At 37.1% G+C, this 18,629-nt stretch carries 16 protein-coding genes; 7 read left to right on the top strand and 9 right to left on the bottom strand.

Annotated features, from left to right (window positions below; all coding sequences use genetic code 11):
* Positions 1–389 precede the first annotated feature (389 nt).
* Positions 390–1,760, top strand: a complete 1,371-nt coding sequence (locus tag ND2E_RS05825) for a tryptophanase (RefSeq protein ID WP_033094896.1) — start codon at positions 390–392, stop codon at positions 1,758–1,760.
* A 159-nt stretch (positions 1,761–1,919) separates the two neighbouring features.
* Here the strand turns inward: ND2E_RS05825 and ND2E_RS05820 are convergent, their stop codons facing one another.
* Complete coding sequence (locus ND2E_RS05820) at positions 1,920–2,363, bottom strand: CBS domain-containing protein (RefSeq protein ID WP_033094897.1); 444 nt, start codon at positions 2,361–2,363, stop codon at positions 1,920–1,922.
* Between the two features lie 338 nt (positions 2,364–2,701).
* Between ND2E_RS05820 and ND2E_RS22470 the strand changes: the two genes are divergently transcribed.
* Positions 2,702–3,499: a CHAP domain-containing protein gene (locus ND2E_RS22470; RefSeq protein ID WP_052056786.1), complete on the top strand. Its 798-nt coding sequence runs from the start codon at positions 2,702–2,704 to the stop codon at positions 3,497–3,499.
* Between the two features lie 48 nt (positions 3,500–3,547).
* Positions 3,548–4,645, top strand: a complete 1,098-nt coding sequence (locus ND2E_RS05815; protein ID WP_052056788.1) for a phospholipase effector Tle1 domain-containing protein — start codon at positions 3,548–3,550, stop codon at positions 4,643–4,645.
* Between the two features lie 130 nt (positions 4,646–4,775).
* Here ND2E_RS05815 and ND2E_RS05810 read toward each other — a convergent pair whose 3' ends face one another.
* The 4 genes from ND2E_RS05810 to ND2E_RS23560 are packed head-to-tail and all read right to left on the bottom strand — an operon-like array spanning position 4,776 to position 7,472.
* Positions 4,776–5,879 carry a tetratricopeptide repeat protein gene (locus tag ND2E_RS05810; RefSeq protein ID WP_033094898.1) on the bottom strand — a complete coding sequence of 368 codons (1,104 nt, stop codon included), beginning with the start codon at positions 5,877–5,879 and terminating at the stop codon, positions 4,776–4,778.
* A complete protein-coding gene (locus ND2E_RS05805) occupies positions 5,876–6,547 on the bottom strand; it encodes a hypothetical protein (protein ID WP_150113777.1) in 672 nt (223 codons plus the stop codon). Before ND2E_RS05805 ends, ND2E_RS05810 begins: the two co-directional genes overlap by 4 nt.
* Positions 6,532–7,062, bottom strand: coding sequence for a hypothetical protein (locus ND2E_RS05800; RefSeq protein WP_033094900.1), 531 nt, complete (start codon positions 7,060–7,062; stop codon positions 6,532–6,534). The genes ND2E_RS05805 and ND2E_RS05800 overlap by 16 nt, the downstream gene beginning before the upstream one ends.
* A complete protein-coding gene (locus tag ND2E_RS23560) occupies positions 7,062–7,472 on the bottom strand; it encodes a peptidoglycan-binding domain-containing protein (protein WP_150113778.1) in 411 nt (136 codons plus the stop codon). The genes ND2E_RS05800 and ND2E_RS23560 overlap by 1 nt, the downstream gene beginning before the upstream one ends.
* A gap of 445 nt (positions 7,473–7,917) precedes the next feature.
* On the opposite strand from ND2E_RS23560, the gene ND2E_RS05790 reads away from it, so the two are divergent.
* The 4 genes from ND2E_RS05790 (at position 7,918) to ND2E_RS05780 (ending at position 12,443) form a co-directional block, all read left to right on the top strand.
* Positions 7,918–8,766, top strand: a complete 849-nt coding sequence (locus ND2E_RS05790) for a peptidyl-prolyl cis-trans isomerase (RefSeq protein ID WP_033094902.1) — start codon at positions 7,918–7,920, stop codon at positions 8,764–8,766.
* Positions 8,756–9,670 carry a HupE/UreJ family protein gene (locus ND2E_RS22205; RefSeq protein ID WP_052056791.1) on the top strand — a complete coding sequence of 305 codons (915 nt, stop codon included), beginning with the start codon at positions 8,756–8,758 and terminating at the stop codon, positions 9,668–9,670. The genes ND2E_RS05790 and ND2E_RS22205 overlap by 11 nt, the downstream gene beginning before the upstream one ends.
* 101 nt (positions 9,671–9,771) lie before the next feature.
* Complete coding sequence (locus ND2E_RS22475) at positions 9,772–11,154, top strand: DUF3604 domain-containing protein (RefSeq protein WP_052056793.1); 1,383 nt, start codon at positions 9,772–9,774, stop codon at positions 11,152–11,154.
* A gap of 17 nt (positions 11,155–11,171) precedes the next feature.
* Entirely contained in the window at positions 11,172–12,443 is a 1,272-nt protein-coding gene (locus ND2E_RS05780) for an alanine racemase (protein ID WP_033094903.1), read from the top strand.
* 346 nt (positions 12,444–12,789) lie between these two features.
* Here ND2E_RS05780 and ND2E_RS05775 read toward each other — a convergent pair whose 3' ends face one another.
* The 4 genes from ND2E_RS05775 to ND2E_RS05760 all read right to left on the bottom strand — a co-directional run bounded on the left by ND2E_RS05775 (position 12,790) and on the right by ND2E_RS05760 (position 18,555).
* On the bottom strand, positions 12,790–14,979 hold the full coding sequence (locus ND2E_RS05775; RefSeq protein ID WP_052056795.1) for a family 16 glycosylhydrolase: 2,190 nt from the start codon (positions 14,977–14,979) through the stop codon (positions 12,790–12,792).
* 11 nt (positions 14,980–14,990) lie between these two features.
* Positions 14,991–15,824 carry a glycosyltransferase family 32 protein gene (locus ND2E_RS05770; RefSeq protein ID WP_052056797.1) on the bottom strand — a complete coding sequence of 278 codons (834 nt, stop codon included), beginning with the start codon at positions 15,822–15,824 and terminating at the stop codon, positions 14,991–14,993.
* 149 nt (positions 15,825–15,973) lie between these two features.
* Positions 15,974–17,005: a helicase UvrD gene (locus tag ND2E_RS05765; RefSeq protein ID WP_033094904.1), complete on the bottom strand. Its 1,032-nt coding sequence runs from the start codon at positions 17,003–17,005 to the stop codon at positions 15,974–15,976.
* Positions 16,990–18,555 (bottom strand): ATP-dependent nuclease, encoded by a 1,566-nt coding sequence (locus ND2E_RS05760; protein WP_033094905.1) that lies wholly within the window; start codon positions 18,553–18,555, stop codon positions 16,990–16,992. The genes ND2E_RS05765 and ND2E_RS05760 overlap by 16 nt, the downstream gene beginning before the upstream one ends.
* Between the last annotated feature and the right edge of the window lie 74 nt (positions 18,556–18,629).

Consider the following 18,629-nt stretch of genomic DNA (forward strand, 5'->3'; position numbering starts at 1 on the left):
ACACTAGGTTAGCCAGAAAATTTTCGCCACTTTTATTTGTGACGCGCAAAATGAAACTCTTTACATGACGTAAAATGCAGAAAGCTTTGGTGTTTTATAAGCCAAATCAGCACAAAGTTTTTTACAGTTCTAGCGTAACTCATAGTGCAAAATTTCAATGTTGACAAATACAAAAATTTGTTTGCATAATTAATTTTATGGAAAAAAATAAACTGCATAATCACAAACTTTCTGGCAAATGGTATAACCAAGATTTTCGCTTGGCTTATGCTCGTTTCTGTTACTAATCTCCCCTCTTTAGTTGAATTCAAAATTATTGTCTATGCTGACATTAAGGCAGTGTAGAGAGTAATACCTATTTCCCTATACAAAATAATGTAGAGAATATAATGAAAACTATTATCGAACCTTTTCGAATTAAATCAGTAGAACCGTTAAGAATGACTAGCGTCAGTGAACGAGAACTTTATTTGAAAAAAGCCAATTATAATTTGTTTGCTTTAAAATCTGATGATGTGCTTATCGACTTATTAACAGACTCAGGTACTTCAGCCATGAGTACTAAACAATGGGCTGGCATTCAAATGGGTGATGAAAGTTATGCTGGATCGCCCTCCTTTTATCGCTTTGAACATGCCTTAAAAGAACTAGCACCTTTTAAGCATATTATTCCCACACATCAAGGACGTGCCGCTGAAAAAATTCTTTTTTCCATTTTATCTGATAACAAGCATGATCAAATAATTCCTAACAATACCCATTTTGATACCACCCGTGCAAATATTGAATCAACAGGCAACCAAGCTTTAGATTTAGTACAACAACAAGGTCTAGATCCTCAGCTAGACTTACCTTTTAAAGGAGATATCGATTTAATTCGCTTACGTGATTTACTCGAAGCGAAAGGCGAGCACGTGCCTATTGTCATGTTAACCATCACTAATAATTCAGGTGGTGGACAACCAGTTTCAATGGAAAATATTCGTCAAACTAAAGCGCTGTGCCAAGAATTCGATAAACCATTGTTTCTCGATGCTTGCCGTTTTGCTGAAAATGCCTATTTCATCAAGTTAAGAGAAGTGGGTTACCAAGACAAAACGCCAAAAGAAATTGTGCAAGAAATTTTCAGTTACGCTGATGGCATGATCATGAGCGCCAAAAAAGATGCATTAGTCAATATGGGTGGCTGGTTAGCACTCAATGATGATGATTTAGCGATGAAAGCGCGAAATATTTTAATTTTAACAGAAGGCTTTCCAACCTATGGTGGCCTGTCTGGACGTGACTTGGAAGCCATGGCTGTAGGACTTGAAGAAATTGTTGAAGAAGATTACTTAAATTATCGTATTACTTCTACAGCTTATTTTGGTAAAGCCTTAGATAAACTGGGTATTCCCATTGTGAAGCCCGTTGGCGGGCATGCAGTGTATATTGATGCGCGGACCATGTTACCTCATATAGATCCCCATAATTACCCAGGGCAAGCTCTAGCTATTGAAATGTATCGCTTAGGCGGTATTCGAAGCTGTGAAATTGGTACGGTAATGTTTGGTCAACAACCTGATGGCAGTGAAAAACTTGCAACTGTTGACTTAGTACGCATGGCGATGCCAAGACGTGTTTATACGCAATCTCATATTGATTATTGCATAGAGTGCCTTGCTGAAATTCATGCTAATAAAAACACGCTTCGCGGTGTAGATATTAGTTGGCAACCTCCAATGCTCAGGCACTTTACCTGCCACTTTACGCCAAAATAAATGACTTGAACAAGCTGCTAGTTTTAATTTGATACATTATCTCGTGCAGCTTGCACCTCATGCTTTTAACTCTACCTTTGACACAAGTCATCCAATATGACTTTTCAAGGTTAAGACTCAAGTGTAATGTACAACTTTGACCGCACATTTTACTGATTTTTAACCTGTTTCTCTTGAACTTAACACTTCAATCAAATTGATCGCTACGTTGACAAAGTCACTATCTGTTACCAGACCGATTAATTTGTCGCCCGACAAAATAGGTAAACAACCAATTTTGTACTTTTGAATAGTTAATGCTGCATTATGCACAGATACATGAGCATTGATGGTCACCACATCACGGCGATAAAAATCATCGATCTTAACGTATTGATCACGTTCTAATCGACTATTGACATTCTCGTTGGTATCAAACAAAGTTGATTCTTCTACAGATAGAACATCTCGTTGGCTAACCAACCCCATTAGCACTTGTTTATCATCAACGATTGGAATATGGCGAATATTATTTTCCACCATCATAATACGAGCATCTGATAAGGTGTTTTCGATCCCCAAAGTTAAAATATCATCCGTCATAATCGAGCGTACCGAGGTCATTATTTCCCCCAAAAACTATATCAACTAACGTTAATTATGGCTTTGATATCGAACTCTCGCCATTCAATAAGGTAATTAAATGGATTTAAATATTCCTAAAACACCACAGTTAGCTAATAGCAAAAGCTCGTTTGGATAAACATAGAATAATAGTTATCGGTCTAGATACTCATAATAAACAAACTCAAGTGACTGTTTTAACATATGAACGTGACAATAGGCCCACTCAATTACCCCCCCTGTTGGTCAATATACCTTCGTTCTAGCTTGAAGAATTCAAATATTGGTTCTACGCTTTATTTGGCTTGCCCATGACATGAAACCGCAAGGAGGAATTCATGCCAAATACGCTGAAACGACTTATACCTGATCCTGATGTCATTAAGCTTCAACAATTACTGAGCTCAAACGGCTATTTCGAAGAAGTCAAACCTCCTCACGGCCTATTTGATGGAATTACGTTTGAAAATGTTGTTCTATTTCAACTTCAACACATCTCTAAAGATGGTAATCCATTAAAACCAGACGGGGTTATTGGTGCGAAAACTTGGTGGGCATTAAAAAACCCTTCAGGCGAAAAACAACGGAATCACTTAGCTGCTAGCATCCCTACAGGTTTAACCACGAAGCGCCACCAGTTAATAGAATTAATTATTGAAGAGCACAATAAGCCGGTATTTGAAGTGCCTGATGGCTCTAACCGAAGCCCTGATATAGACGGCTATTGGGGCAATACGGGTGTTATAGGTTTAGCTTGGTGTTGTGCCTTTGTTTCATGGGTCTTAAAAGAGGTCACTGATACCTATCCAATAGAAGGAAAACACCATTTAGGTGTTCAGAAGATGTGGCGAACGGCTCAACGACTAAACATGGCAACACAAACCCCTAAACCTGGAGACATATTTGTCCAGCTATTTTCAGGGGGTAAAGGTCATACGGGATTTGTTATTGCGGTCACCGAAGATGGGAAAACAATATTCACAGGCGAAGGGAATTGTGGAAATAGGTTAAAAATAGGTAAGCGTCCCAATAACTCTGAATTACATTTTATTGACTGCCTACAAGATAACCAAACTCCTGACTTTGAGCGTATGGCTTTTGATGTAAACAGTACTATTGGTCATACAACGAGATAACTTGAATTAGCAACATAACATAAGTACCAAAATGTAAAGGGTTTTAAGATGGCAACTAAAAATATTATGATTTGTTTTGATGGCACTTGTAATCATCCTAAAGACGCTAAACAAGAACGAAAGTGGTTTGGCCATGGAGAAATCGAAGATAACGGCATTACTAATGTTTTGAAACTCCATGTACTCTTCGGTGGCAACCTTGATAACACTGCTTTTCTAGCCGCTGATAAGTCAAAAGGACAACTAACACAACACAGCTTTTATTATTCTGGTGTTGGTACCTATGGCAACAAACTTCAAAAAATATTTAATGCCGGCTTTTCTCCTGAAAAACTCGATGTAAGCCGGATCATTAAAAATGCGAAGAAAGATCTCATAAAGCATTATCAGGACGGAGATAGTCTATATATTTTTGGCTTCAGCCGTGGCGCAGCAATCGCTAGACGATTTGCTTGTCTTATTGATGAGTATATTAGTACTAATGATGATACTCCGATTAAGTTTCTGGGAGTTTTCGATACCGTAGCATCCATTGGTGTACCCAACTTAGATGATAATGATAAACCAATATCGGACGTTGTGTTTGAGGACAATTGTATATCCCCTAAAATAGAAAAGGCTTTACATCTGCTTGCTCTTGATGAAAAAAGAACAGCTTTCTTACCAACCCTGATGCAAAAGGAAGATAAGGTTACCGAAATCTGGTTTCCAGGGGCGCATGCCGATGTTGGTGGCGGCTTTTGGTATGACGGATTATCAGATATTGCTCTTGATTTTATGATTAACTGGATTAGGTCAAACCAACAAGAAGTTAATTTGTTGACCGTCAATGATATCGATTTTTCTAATCTAATCGCATCCGATGGTTCTTATGCCATTGATGATGAAGACGTAACCATTTTGCCAAATCACAAAGGTAAGACCCATTCGCAAGATCGTTGGTGGCCAATTGAAAAAGCCACATTAAGTACTCGTAGTGTTAGAGTCGAAACCGGAGACAAATCGCTACCACTACTACATAATTCTGTAATCCATCGATTTAAAGATGTAGATGGCTATAGGCCTAAGGCCCTTAAAGGGATTAATCATAAAGTATATGAAGTAGCAGGTGAATTTAGGGGGTTAAATGGTCACAGAAAGTTATAAGGATAGACTTTACCACTTCACAGACCACGGGACTGACATGAAGTGCCGATTTTACTGATAGTAGTAAAGGTTGACGAAAAGCCAGATCACTTAATAGGTAGTAGGTGTATACCTAATCTTAATGTCTTCCCTAACTTTCATTTGCACTACAGGCAATAAAGTTTTCCATATCTTTTAGCCACACATCATCTGTTTCAAACAAAAAACGCTTTTCATTCAGTACTTGCTTCACTGTATCCGATGAGTTTCCTAACGCGAGCATACCTGTTAATTGATATCGTATAGCTCCTACATCATAAGGAGCTAATTCTACGGCCTGACTTAAATCAGCTAATCCATTATTGCCGCGTCTAAATTGCACCATACCGCGTAATAGATACGCATCCACTTTTAAAGGTATGCGAGTGACGGGGTTGTTTAACACTCGGCTAAAACTGCTATGAGCTTCTTGCCAATCACCTCGCAAAACTTGAAAAAGCCCACCAGCCATATCGGTAAACTCAGAGTTTTGCTTCGAAATTTTAGGTAGTGAAACGTAGCCTTCATTGCCTTTACTGCGCAATTTGGTCGGTGCGTTGGGTAAGTAGCGATTGAACTCTAGAAACTGCAAATCGTCGCCTGTATAGCCAATGACCTCTGTACTTTGAATTGACGAGGTGATGGGCAGCCCTTTCACTTTACGAAACCGAGCAACTACGTCTTCGTCTAAAACTATGCCCGCCATATTGTAACGACGTCTGGGCAACTGTGTATAGAGCTTCTGCTGCCCACATACTAATGGCCAAACCTCGAGGTTTTTTTGACGATAATCGCACGGTTGTTTAGCGTTGAAATCGCAAGCTTTGTCAGACGATTGATAACTCGGAAGCAATACATCGACTTCAACGACCACTTCACGACCAAATTGTTGTGTATTGCCGAGAACAATCATTTGAGCCAGTAATTTAGATGATTGTGCAATGCTAAGCACCTGCTTGTATTGACTCATGTTGTAAGCCGCATAGTCCCACTTAAACATTCCTCGGCCAAAATCTAAGTTTTGAGGATTGTGTGGCCAAGGTTTTTTTCGAGTCGTTTGCGCTAGTTGCAGCGACAGTACAGTACTTACATTTTGGCCTAATGTTTCTTGGCCGGTAAAAGCTGGAAAATAAACAGTAATTTGATCGGGGTTAACTTGCGCTTTTAAGGGCAATAAACAGCCACTAAGACAAAGAAAATATAACAGCACTCTCATCGGTTACACTCCTCTTTATGGGCTTGAATGCTTGCTACAATCATTGTTTCCAACTCAGCACCGAGTTCGGGTTGTTGTTCGGAAACAGATTTAGCCCGTTTTTGCGCTTCACTAAGTAATGCTATTATTGAGGTGAGTTGATTACATTGCACATCTGGCTGATTGGCAATGGCATATAAGATAGCAACTGAGTGACTATCAAATGTAGTATCAAAATACTTGCCGACTAAGGGTAATTGCAAATCGATCATCTTCTGTGCAAGCGGTGATTTGAGCTTTCCCCAATAGAGAGTTGTGTGAATATAGGGTACTTCACCACGATCAACTACGACGCCAGTAAGTAACGCCAGTGCGCCAGTATCTCGCCAATAGTTTTCTTTAAGCAGGGAATTGCCGATTAAGCTTGCTGGCAAGCGCAAATTTTCCTTTTCGTCGTTTACGGGTACAACCATAAGGACATTTAATGCAGGCCAGTCATCATTCAGTGCTAGTTCATCAGATAACCTTGGCATTTTTTGTTCTAACACATAGCGAAAGTCCTTAAACAAGGCTTCTCGATGTTCTGTTGTGGTTAACCCATATTGAAATAAATGCAAGTTTGCACGTGGCTCTGCCGTTGAGGGAAAAGCTGTTAAGACTAAAAATAAGCATATTAAGACTTTGGGCATGGACATATCACATCGCTAAAGGAAGATTTTTGGTTAAAAGAAATACTGTACAACCGAACTTGCACAATACATTTTGGTTGCTGACGAGCAGAGTATGTCGCCAAGCCTCCAGGGCTCTTGCTATCCTCTGTGGTTAATAAAATTGAGCGAGTCTCCCCTCCTCCGATAAGTTTATTTTCTGCACTAAGTTGCATTTGAAGCGGCTGAGGATTTTCATGATTAGTGGTAAATTCAGCACGAGTAAAAATAGCAGCGCTATTACCCAGATTACTGGCAAATAATTCAACTTGCTTAGACGCACAAGCGACCAAGGTAAATTGCAAATCAGACTCTTTGGTTTCTAATTTATCGTAGATAAATGTAAATGCGAGAGTAGAAATTGGCACTAATGCAATCAAACTGTTGAGCATACTACTGGACAACCATCGATAGCCAAGGCTTTGAAATTCACCACACTGAATACACTTTTGTGCTTTTTTCGGTATTGGATGACCGCAAACTCGACAGAGACTCATTATTGCTTAAATCCCAATTTTTTAAGCAAAGTTGAACTAATTTGTCCATCGACCTCCATCCCCGTATCTTGCTGAAAATTCCGAATCGCCCTACGCGTATTTGGACCAATGATGCCGTCAGCTGTACCTGCGTCGAAACCCATTGTATTGAGTTTTTTCTGTACTGCTCGGATCAAATTTTCTGGCCATTGGGTGCGATCTGAAGGACGGTGTAAAAGATCTCCGCCAAAGGATGCAGACGCATAAATTGTAGAAATTGAAAGAGCGACTATACCTTTCAAAAGACAGCGTTTTGAACGAAAAGTTGTTAATGACAAAGCGTTTTCCCTAAAGCTATGATTGAAGTGTGATGTTTGTGCAATTACTAAGTGTTGTAACTGAACAAACAATGACGTAGTAAGTATAGTCAAGAAAAACAATTGTTCGAATAATACGTAGATATAATAAAAAACAAAGCCTAAATAGCAATAACGCGGGAGTCGCAGTTAAAAATCCTTATTACCTTGGCAGTTTTATATCCGCTCTAAGCTCGGTGGTTAACGCACGTTTTTAAGAAAAGCTTCTCCAGCTCCCCAGAAATCTATACCTGACAGGTTATTTACTTCTTTCCGAGCTAGATAAATACCATTTTGTAAAAGTTTATAACGTACTCGCAACGCCCCATAGTGAGATAGAATTATGCATCAGCCGATATATTTATCATGTTACGAACTAAAGCAGAGAATCACTTCAATAAACTCTTCACTTCTTTCTGTTTGTGTTTTTGTAGACACGCTATAACAAAGTTTATTAAAGTAGCTAAAAACAAAGAATATTTTCTTTAAATAACTGACTTAAAACTATAATTTGGAACAAATGAGTTATATCAAACCAACCTCTTTTTTACGTGAGCCTTTTCTACATTTTATTGTGCTTGGTATTATCCTTTTTATGGCATTCAATTGGTTAAACCCAGGTTCTAATAATGCTAATAAAATCGAGATAAAGGAGAATAAAATAAAAGGGTTAAGTCTTCAATTTCAAGCAAAATGGAAAAGGCAACCTAGCACCCAAGAATTAACAGGATTGATTGATAATTACATCACCACAGAGGTGTATGCCAAAGAGGCAATAGCGCTTGGATTGGATCAAAATGACCCCTTAATAAAAAAACGATTAAGACAAAAACTGGAATATATGTCTGAAAATGCTATGTCGCTATTCAAACCTAATATTGATGTTTTAAAGCAGTATTTTGAACAGAATAAAAGTGCTTATACGCGAGAGCCTGTCTATAGTTTTACCCAAATATATATCAATCCGGATAAACATAAAGATAATATTGCAGGGCATCTTCTGGCTGTAAAAAAACAACTCTTGCAAAAGTTAAGGGTTACCCCAGATGCTTCTTTACTTCCTCAAGAATTTCTACAATTATCGGCCTATCAAATTGATAGAAAGTTAGGTACGGGTTTTTCAGAGCAACTTATTTCGCTTGAACTTGGCCAGTGGTCTGAACCAGTCCCCTCAGGCGTAGGTATGCATTTTATTAGGCTAACTGAACGTACAAGTGAGAAAGTGCCTGAGTTTGACCTAGTAAGAGAAGAGGTTTTACGCGATTATTCATTTCAAAAACGCAAGACAACACTCGAACAACAAAAAGCACTATTACTGAGTAAATATGACGTCGAAATAGCCCCATTAAAGCCTGAAGATGCGAAATAAAGTGGCTATTTATAAGATCCCTTTATTGTGCTTATGCCATTTTATTATTTCATTTGGAATTAGTGCTGACGAGCTAAGGCCCGCTTTATTAGAAATACGATCTATAAGCCCAAATACCTATAACGTCTTATTAAAACCCCCTGTTTTTAGTCAAAATGAAGAGCCATCTCTCGTCGTAGGGTTTGATCCAAGCATAAATGTTCTTTCGCAGCCTGAAAAATCTTATGTGGATGGCTCTGTTATCTCCTATTGGAATATTTATCACCCAAAAGACATTAAGGGTAAATTATTTACTATTAATGGTTTAGAAAGTACAAATTTAGAGGTGTTTTACCGAGTAAATATTCAAGGAAAAAAACAAGTTGTAGGGCGTCTGACGCCTGATAATCCATCCTTTAGTATTGAACAGTCTATTGGTAAATTAGCAACAATAAAAACCTATACGTTACTAGGTTTTGAACATATTCTAAATGGCATTGACCACTTACTTTTTGTTGCGTGTATTGTCTTAATAGCAAGTAATGTTACTAAGTTATTTTGGGCAATTACAGGATTTACTCTAGCACATTCCCTAACACTGTTATTAAGCGCTTTAAATATTGTCAAGCTACCTATCCCGCCAATTGAAGCGATTATTGCATTAAGTATTATTTTTTTAGCGTCAGAAATAGCAAAGCACAACCCAGCCAGTTTAACTTATCGATACCCTGTTGCGGTCTCCTCTAGCTTTGGTTTACTCCACGGCTTTGGTTTCGCGTCTGCCTTAATGGAAATTGGTTTACCTGAAACTGAAATTCCATTGGCATTGTTATTTTTTAATATCGGTGTTGAAATAGGCCAACTGGCTTTTGTATTTGCCTTAATGTTAACAATACATATAGTCACTTCGTTTATGAAAAAATAAAAACAAATGGCATATTCCAATCAGTTATTTTATTGGTAGTGTTGCCACCATGTGGCTCATTGAAAGAGTTATTTTATTTTAAATAATAGTAAAGGGACATTATGAAACCTATTCGAAGTAAATCTGCGATCACCGCTTTTTTAATGGCTGCACTAACAGGAAATTCAACCTTCGCTTTTGCTGAAATAAAAGTTGAGCCTGAAGCAGCAGCTAGCACTAACAAAGCATATCCTAACAACGTCTATTTTGGTGATACCCATCATCATACTTCGAACTCAGCCGATGCCTTTATGAATGGTAATCGTATGGGGCCAGAAGAAGCTTATCGCTTTGCCATGGGTGAGAAGATAACCTCAAATTCAGGTGTGCCTGTTATGTTATCGCGTCCGTTAGACTTTCTTGTTATTGCGGATCATGCCGAAGGGTTAGGCATCATGTATGAAGTGTATGAAGAGAATCCCACCTTTATGAAAGATAAAACTCTTCAACGTTGGAGCAAAGCAATGAAAGCGGGTGGGAAGGCAGCAGTTGATGCCACTAATGAAGTCATAGCGGCACAAGCCCAAGGCACTTTACCCACTCCTCTTACAGACCCAAAAACAACAAGTTCTGTGATGAAGACGGTATGGGAAAAAAATACCGCCATTGCAGAGCAATACAATGACCCCGGTAACTTTACTGCAATGATAGGCTATGAGTGGAGCTCAGTCCCTGGTGGTAATAATATGCACCGTAATGTTTTATACCGCGGTAACAAAAAAATGGCAGATCAAATGGTGCCATTTAATTCATGGCAAAGCCAAGATCCTGAAAAGTTATGGGATTGGATGGAAAGTTATGAAAAGAAAACCGGTGATAAGGTTTTAGCTATTACCTTGGATGAGGTCAGCGAAAATGAGTTGTTAGCGCCAAAATATAGTAGTGGTGATGCTTATGAGACCTTTAAAACGCTATCAAAAGTGGTTGATGCCGTACCATTTTTACGAAGCTTTATTGTTAATACTGGCGCAAGAACTGTGGAAAAAGAAGAGCGCACGGGGAAAAGCTTTAATATATTCGGCAACCTGCGTGATATTCGTTTCAACGAGATGGAATACTCAGTGCCTGCTGAACTTGGCATGGCGTGTTTACGTGAAATACTTGACGCTATAAAAAAACAGAATATTGATGTAATTTTCCCTTTAGAAGTACGTTATATAAAAGCTGATGATATTTGGCTAAGCCCATTTTATCAACGTGATAGCTGTGCAATTAGCTGTCATAACTTTCATGATAAAGACTATAAAAAATATTTTTCCATTATTGAGCCAATTTTTTGGAAATATAGCGGACGACCTCATTGGGGTAAAATTCATACCTTAACGGCAAAAGATCAACGTGCTAGCTATCCTATGTTTGATGAGTTTTTAAGGGTGCGTCAAGCTATAGATCCCAAAGCAATCTTTACCAATAGTCATATTAATACCGTACTTGGTTTAAGCTAATTCCTAGAGGAAAGATAATGAATAGACGTCAATTTATCCTAGCAGGATTTTCCGCTACCATAGTAGGGGCTATTTCACTTAAACCAAGTGACCATGGCGGCGCTTACAATAATTATTTTTCAGCGTTAAATAGCAATTTAAAAAGTCAGGGGGGGTTCCTGCCAAGTATGTTAGTGGATCTTGATTTACTTGATAAAAATATTGAAACACTAAAGAAACAGCTAAACCCTAGTGTAAACTATCGCATTGTAGCAAAGTCCTTACCTAGCCCAGATTTATTAAGCTACATTATGGATAAAGCAGAAACAAATAAGCTGATGGTTTTCCATCAACCTTTTTTAACTACACTGGCCAAGGATTACCCGAAAACAGATATTCTTATGGGTAAACCAATGCCAGTTAAAGCTGCAGAAGTCTTTTACCAAAAACTACCTGACAGCTCTCAATTTAATCCAAGTACTCAATTGCAGTGGCTAATTGATAGTGAAAAAAGACTTGTTCAATATCTTGACTTAGCACGACAGCAAAATACTTTATTGCAAGTGAACATTGAAATTGATGTCGGTCTACACCGAGGCGGCTTGCAAAGAGTAGAAGAGCTAGACAAACTATTACTAATTATCGATGCAAACAAACGCTACTTACATTTTTCAGGCTTTATGGGCTATGACCCACATATAGTCAAAATTCCAAGTATTATTAAGTCACCAGAACAAGCGTTTACGGAATCCCAAGCAATTTATCAGGCCTTTATTGAACGTTTATATCAGCAGGGTCCCCAATATAAAAAGCAATCTCTTTGCTTTAATGGTGCAGGTAGCCCAAGTTTAGCGCTACATAAAAACAGAACAGTCGCTAACGAGTTATCCGCAGGTTCATGTTTAGTTAAACCAGTAGATTTTGATATACCATCCTTGAGTCAATATAAACCAGCAGCATTCATTGCCACCCCAGTATTAAAAAAAATGGCAGGTACACAATTACCCGCACTTGAGTTTGCCAAAAATGCTTTTCCGTTGTGGGATAAAAATATGCAACAAACCTTCTTCATTTATGGTGGGAAGTGGTTAGCAAAATTTGAATCACCTAAAGGACTGCAAGGTAATAGTTTATTTGGTACAAGCACCAATCAAGCTATTGTGAATGGTTCAAATAACGTAGGTATTGATATTAATGACCATGTGTTCTTACGGCCAACACAAAGTGAATCTGTTTTTTTACAGTTTGGTAATATATTAACCCTAAGAAATAAAGTAATCGAACAGAAGTGGACAATACTTGCGGGATAATAGTAGATTTATTCTTATTAGTGCCCTCTCTATTTATTCACCTAAACGTTATCTTAAATGCACAAACAGTGACCATCAATTTTATGGCGCAATGTGCCCCTTTGCGCCATAGAAGCATCAAATTCATGTCCGCTATATGATCATAAATTTGACCTTTATATTCGGGGTGGTTTTATGTCTACAATGCGTACCGAGAAGACGTTAGCTGTTGTAATTTACATGTGATTTTTAATATTTTAGAAAGAAGAAATATAGGTGAACTGGATCATACTATCGTGCCTGCATATAAATTAGTACGAACTACGATCCAGCAATAAAGTACACCCAATATAGCTATACTATTTTTCTATACGTTTTCTAACTCCAAGTCATTTTCCTTTAAACCTTGTTTATCAATTGCAATGGTTTTTTTATTAATGCACTTTCTAGCTTTAATAGAAATGCCTATTAGCTCCATAACTGCTGGTAGTTTAGAATTATCTATTTTGCCAGCTAATTCACGAGATCTTGTGGGCCATAAGTTGACATGAAACTGCATTGGTAAATGTGGTATTGGTGTTGGTCCCCAGTTTGAACGCTTATGGACTAAGTTATCATCTACAAACCACTTTATTTCGTTCTCAGACCATTCTATTGAATATCTGTGAAATTCTTTAGTTGCATCGAAACCCAACTCTATTTCGAATGGAGTACCTCTATACCCGTAATCAAACCTTGCACCATTTACACCAGGGTTATAATAGACATTAGTTAACATTTTGGTTGGCTTGTTACCAACAAACTCTATATCAATCTCCTGTCGTGGGGAATCTCTGTGTAAGAATACCCCCGTAACTAATCCAGAAACTTTTGGTGGTTTTAGCTCTGCTTCAAATTTTCCATATAAAAAGCTTTCATGCGATGTGATTGCTGAAGAGCTATATTGTCTAACCTCCATATTCTCTTTTCGGGCGACAAAATTGGCTTTAGTTCTGCTATTAATCTGCAAGTTGGCTGGCGAGAATAAACACTCGTTGCCGGGAAACGTATCGTCTCGGTAGTACCAAAATCTAGTGTTATCCAATTGAGAATCATTGATAGGTTTATTAGTCGTGAGTTGTCGCGATTGAATATATTCAAATTGTTTATTTTTCCTATCAATTACCCATGGTGACTCATCTCCATCTAACCATCTATAATGTCCAACAGAGCTGTCTGAAACCTCTACTTTTCTTTTGGGTATTCCCTCTATCTTAGGATAAGGACTTACAGGAGGAACAACATTTAAAAATTCGCATATATCTTTCCATTGATAACAATTTTGTTCGTCAAGTAAAAGAAGCCTCGTTCCCCAAGCTGTTTTTAACTCATTCAAGCCTTTTTGAGAGAAGTTACTTTGAAATACTATCATTTGAGCATTTGGATATAGCTTGGCGAGCTGTTTCCACTCATTTTCTAGGCAGGCTACATTTACATATGCATCAAAAATTCGCTCTTTCGTAACATTCAAGAGGCTAATTCTTTCTTCGTCAGGAAGCTCATATATATCACTACAGCATCGATATCCAAGCATTGATAAAGACATTGCCAAAGAGGTCAATTCGCTACCTTCTATTCCTGTGGCAAATATTGGTTTATTTAACTCAGCAGATTTGAAGTAACTAGGCGCACCATCGTTTAGAACACCAATCTTTGATAAAATCGGCAATATAGAGTAGAAATTACTAGAAACTTCATCACTCCTTTGAGGAATAATTGACTTGTTATTCATAATGGCATTCAGGATATTGAATTTGTGATTAATCCACAGATCCACAGGGCCAACAATGGGTAACATACTTAATAGTTTATTCGCGCCTTGTTTGGAAAGTACATACCCAGACATATACCAGATGCCTCTGAAAAGCTTGAAAGTACTTGGGGTAAATTTAACTTTTTCGGCCCCCATATCTACCTCTTGAAATGACAAAAACAATATATCAAAATTGTTGTCAGGGGATGATTTTTGACTCAGCTCGCTCCAACTCTTTTCCATTAAAGCCGCAAAATTAGGATGAAGACTTACATCGTCTTCCAACACTAAACTATATTCTTCATCTCCATTTGCTATTCTTTTCCAAACTTTGATATGAGAACAAGCAACTGCGACTTCTTGCTTACTCATTTTGATTTTCATATCTAAATTCAATTGTTGTGGCAATGCCTGACAGGGATCTACAAATAGCTGTTCTTGAAGCGTATATTCAGATTTAACCTCTGCTGTTATTTGATTATTAGTCTCACTTAATGCGTCAACAGCAGTAATTCTGTGTAATAAAGTTGTTAAAGGTTTTTTTTGGCGCTCTGTTACTCTTGATAACTCCTTTTTAATATGTGTTAGTCTTCCTTGTTGGCGATCTAAATTGATCACATATATCTTCTCAATCGACCTTAAACCCTCCTTTACTTTTCCTGCACTAAATGCGGCGCATCGTTTTTTTGTTAAAGCACGAAGAAAATTATTTCTAAGCTTCCACCATATTTGAACGAACTTTGTTCTTTTATTATTATGATTCATCCTGAATATCCTTATATTATTGCTTCATCAAATATCTTTCGATTAGATAAACGCCAATTCCTTGCATCATTTCGGTAAGACAACGACCAAATATTATTGGAATGAGTTTCCCAATCAGAGAGGATTTCTATCGTTGTTTTATTTTGACTGGCTACATATAAAGCAACAACGCTCGCAGTTAAGTTTCCGGGACCTGCCGTAGATTGAATTTCCGGTAAGCTTCTAAAATCAATCAAATTTAGGATATTAGTTGCTCTCTCCAGTGCATACTGAATAATAGGGTTATTTTTACCCGATATTAGAGGATTGTTATTGAAGTAATAAATCCTTGATTTCTTATACGAATATCCTACGAATTGTTCTGAAGAAACCATAGCATCGGAATCAATGTCATAGCAAAGCGGGTGTAGTTTTAACTCGGAATCCTCAAAATACTTTTCTATACTATTACCTGTATAAACTTCATCTGAATCAACATACATACCACCAGAACAATATATGTAGCAGAGTCTAAAATAGTCACTTTTCATTGCAGGATGATAGCAATTCAAAAAAGCTCTAAGATGTTTTTCAGACAAATTAGTTGCAATATATTCCTGTGCAGATTCTTGAGAAAATACTTTGTAGTTAAACCCTAATGACTCTAGGCATCTCCATGAGTCCATGCAATCCAAAACATCACTAGGTATTTCCTTTTTATCCCAAAACTGAATAATAGTCTTAGGCGTCTTATCAATACCTCTTATGTTTTCAGGGTTATTTAGCAAATCAAATACTACCTGCGAGCGTTGAGCGTCATTTTCAGATTTTTCAATTGCTTCGGTTGGAAGGGTTAAATGGAGCATCAATATCCTTATATTTTACTTTTCCCCAATATTAACGTTTAAATAACACTGTGATAAAGCAATTTCTTCGTTAAAATAACCCACTACCACCTTCAGAAAAAGGGTGAGTTGCTTCATAAACTTCAATCCATAAGACTTTATCGTAAATACTAACTTTTCATATGCTTAACAAGTTTTTCAGGAATAAAATAAATATTCTGCTTAGCTCTTGTACATGCAACATACAGTTTATTCTTAGTCTGAGGTTTAAGCTCTCTAAGATTCCCATTCTGAAAGTGTTTTAATGTATTTGGATTCAAAATTATGCAAATATTTTCGAAACAATCTAGCCCTTTAGTAGCTCCCCAATTTTCTGTATACCCTTTGTACTTTCTACTGTCTTGGTAAAAAAGTTTGGCTGTATCTGGGCAATTCATCATTTCGATAGCTTGATTCTTACATTCTATAAACTCAATATTGCTCTGGTCAGTTCGATGAGAGTCAATTGATATAGATAAATTTTCACTAACAAAACCACAAACGATTGGGCTACAACGGTGACTCCTAGACAGTAACTCTTCATCGACTACATAACCAACTTTCGTAAATTTTGCTTTGTATTTGTCGTAGCAATCATGGAGCGACTTATTAATATTTCCATCCCTAGACGTATCAAATGTATGTTGATAGAAGTCTCCCACAAATAATTGGTTTATATTTGCTGGAAAAATGCTTAATAAAAAGTTGAAATCGTGCCCTGCAAAATCTTGAACTTCATCAATACAAATGCTGTCAAAATACTTTTCTATACGCTGAATGACTTCATCAATAATGCCTAGTTGTTCGATTAGTTTTGCTATTCGATTGGAGTACAACCTGTTGTGGCTATCGACATAGAACCTACTATCATTTCGTTTCATTTTTAAGGTATTAAATGGAGGGACATGCCAATTAATACCTTTAGTTTTAAGCTCGTGACCATATAGAGGTCTAAAACAAAATGAATACAAGAATTGAAAGTATGAGTACACTTTAATTCCCGAAGGAATTTCACCAAACTTTTGCATTATCCTATGCTTTAGGTTAGATAAGTTATTGTCCGTATAAGTTAATATTAAAGTTTTAGACTCAATTGTTAACCCATTGATTATGTGACTTGTTTTACCTGAGCCAGCTACAGCAAAAACTACTCGTTTATCCATTGGAAAGCTCTTTTTATATAGTCAGGTGTGGCAACTTGGCCAGCTTTTCTATCTAATAATTCAAATGCACAGTCAGCCTTATTTTTCAGCATATAATCTTGCACGGTCAATGCTCTCCGGTCAGCGAGCCAAAGCTCATTACAAACCTCTTGATTTAAGCCATATAGACAAATCTCAAATGTACTATTAGCATTAACACCATCATAAAAAACACCTATATTGTCGGCAACATAGTCAACATAATTATCAATGCAGTTCGCTTGATAGTCTCCATCATTGTCACGTATAACAGCGGTCCTTATTCCCAAAACTTTTGCTATATCTAAATACCTCTTAAAACTTGTACCACCAACTGAGATAACATGAATATCATCAGCTTCTAAAGTAGAGCTAGTTACCAATGAATAGAGTGAGTCCAAAAGGATGTATTCAGCATCGCCTTCTACCAATATGACTTTTGCTGACAATATGAATTCTAAAACATTATTATCGGGTGCTTTCATGAAGAATTTAGCGGTATCCTCTGGCAAGTTTCTCATCGTAAGAGGTTCAGAAGAAGAACTATTAAGCAGTATTGAATTACGTAAATTTAATCTCGTGCTTATTAAACTATTATGTGTAGCAACAAAAATTTGTTTCGCATGTGATTCTGATATCCTATGAACCAATCTTTTCATATTCGTATGACTAAGATGGTTCTCAGGCTCCTCTAACAATAATACGTCTAGTGGCTTATCTGCATCATGCTCCCTTAATGCAAACTCTGTTTTAATAAAGCACTGCCTGCCTTTACCTTTATTTTCGATAGGAACGTCATCTTCAACAATGTTTAGATCTGTTTCTAAATTTGATTTAGTACCAGACCTAATCGAGAACTGGTATTCATCAAGTTTGTCATTAATCGATTTAAGGTTTGTTTCTTTAAAAGTCACTTTTTGTTGGCGATACTCATTTTTCAACTTTATCCTCTCTGTTTGCTCAACAAAGTTGTCATATACCGCTTTTATGTACTCTTTGGTTGCATAATCATTATTTATTTGTGAACTATCTAAGGTTAAATACTTTAAGAATTTTCGGTAGCCCGAATATGCTTGACCAGAAAAAGTTGAAAAATTAACAACGTAATATTCAAAAGGAAAGTTACTTTCTCCTTGAGCTAAAACTTCTGATATTTCATGAGTTAATTCTTCATTTGGCTCGCACGTTAAAACCAGCCCGTCACAAGCGACACCTTCAGAATTAACCTTGCCATTTAGATGAGGATTATCTTGCTCATTTAAGTACAGCTCTATACGTAAGGTGGGAAGGTTTTCAATACTTTTCTCTGAAACCAAAAATTCATTAATAATTTGCTTATTAAATAGATTATCAATCCCTATTGACTCTATTTTTGATTTACTACCACTTAGTACAAGTGCAATTGCGGTGAGTAAACTACTTTTTCCTGCTTCATTGTCACCAATCAATAAATTAATTTCTTCAGTAAATTGAACTTCAAAGTTTATGAATCTCTTAAAGTTAAATAGCTTAATTTTTTCAATGATTTTCATAGCATCCCTGTTTCTATTTATTCCATGTAGGCGGTATAAGAAGTATCAACTCATTGTGCTAAATAGCTAACTAA

This window comes from Colwellia psychrerythraea, from assembly GCF_000764225.1.
Classification (GTDB): domain Bacteria; phylum Pseudomonadota; class Gammaproteobacteria; order Enterobacterales; family Alteromonadaceae; genus Colwellia; species Colwellia psychrerythraea_D.

Bases quoted from the DNA above. Each gene is read 5' to 3' on its own strand.
- ND2E_RS05825 (WP_033094896.1), top strand. From the start codon at position 390: ATGAAAACTATTATCGAACCTTTTCGAATTAAATCAGTAGAACCGTTA.
- ND2E_RS05820 (WP_033094897.1), bottom strand. From the start codon at position 2,363: ATGACCTCGGTACGCTCGATTATGACGGATGATATTTTAACTTTGGGG.
- ND2E_RS22470 (WP_052056786.1), top strand. From the start codon at position 2,702: ATGCCAAATACGCTGAAACGACTTATACCTGATCCTGATGTCATTAAG.
- ND2E_RS05815 (WP_052056788.1), top strand. From the start codon at position 3,548: ATGGCAACTAAAAATATTATGATTTGTTTTGATGGCACTTGTAATCAT.
- ND2E_RS05810 (WP_033094898.1), bottom strand. From the start codon at position 5,879: ATGAGAGTGCTGTTATATTTTCTTTGTCTTAGTGGCTGTTTATTGCCC.
- ND2E_RS05805 (WP_150113777.1), bottom strand. From the start codon at position 6,547: ATGCCCAAAGTCTTAATATGCTTATTTTTAGTCTTAACAGCTTTTCCC.
- ND2E_RS05800 (WP_033094900.1), bottom strand. From the start codon at position 7,062: ATGAGTCTCTGTCGAGTTTGCGGTCATCCAATACCGAAAAAAGCACAA.
- ND2E_RS05790 (WP_033094902.1), top strand. From the start codon at position 7,918: ATGAGTTATATCAAACCAACCTCTTTTTTACGTGAGCCTTTTCTACAT.
- ND2E_RS22205 (WP_052056791.1), top strand. From the start codon at position 8,756: ATGCGAAATAAAGTGGCTATTTATAAGATCCCTTTATTGTGCTTATGC.
- ND2E_RS22475 (WP_052056793.1), top strand. From the start codon at position 9,772: ATGAAACCTATTCGAAGTAAATCTGCGATCACCGCTTTTTTAATGGCT.
- ND2E_RS05780 (WP_033094903.1), top strand. From the start codon at position 11,172: ATGAATAGACGTCAATTTATCCTAGCAGGATTTTCCGCTACCATAGTA.
- ND2E_RS05775 (WP_052056795.1), bottom strand. From the start codon at position 14,979: ATGAATCATAATAATAAAAGAACAAAGTTCGTTCAAATATGGTGGAAG.
- ND2E_RS05770 (WP_052056797.1), bottom strand. From the start codon at position 15,824: ATGCTCCATTTAACCCTTCCAACCGAAGCAATTGAAAAATCTGAAAAT.
- ND2E_RS05765 (WP_033094904.1), bottom strand. From the start codon at position 17,005: ATGGATAAACGAGTAGTTTTTGCTGTAGCTGGCTCAGGTAAAACAAGT.
- ND2E_RS05760 (WP_033094905.1), bottom strand. From the start codon at position 18,555: ATGAAAATCATTGAAAAAATTAAGCTATTTAACTTTAAGAGATTCATA.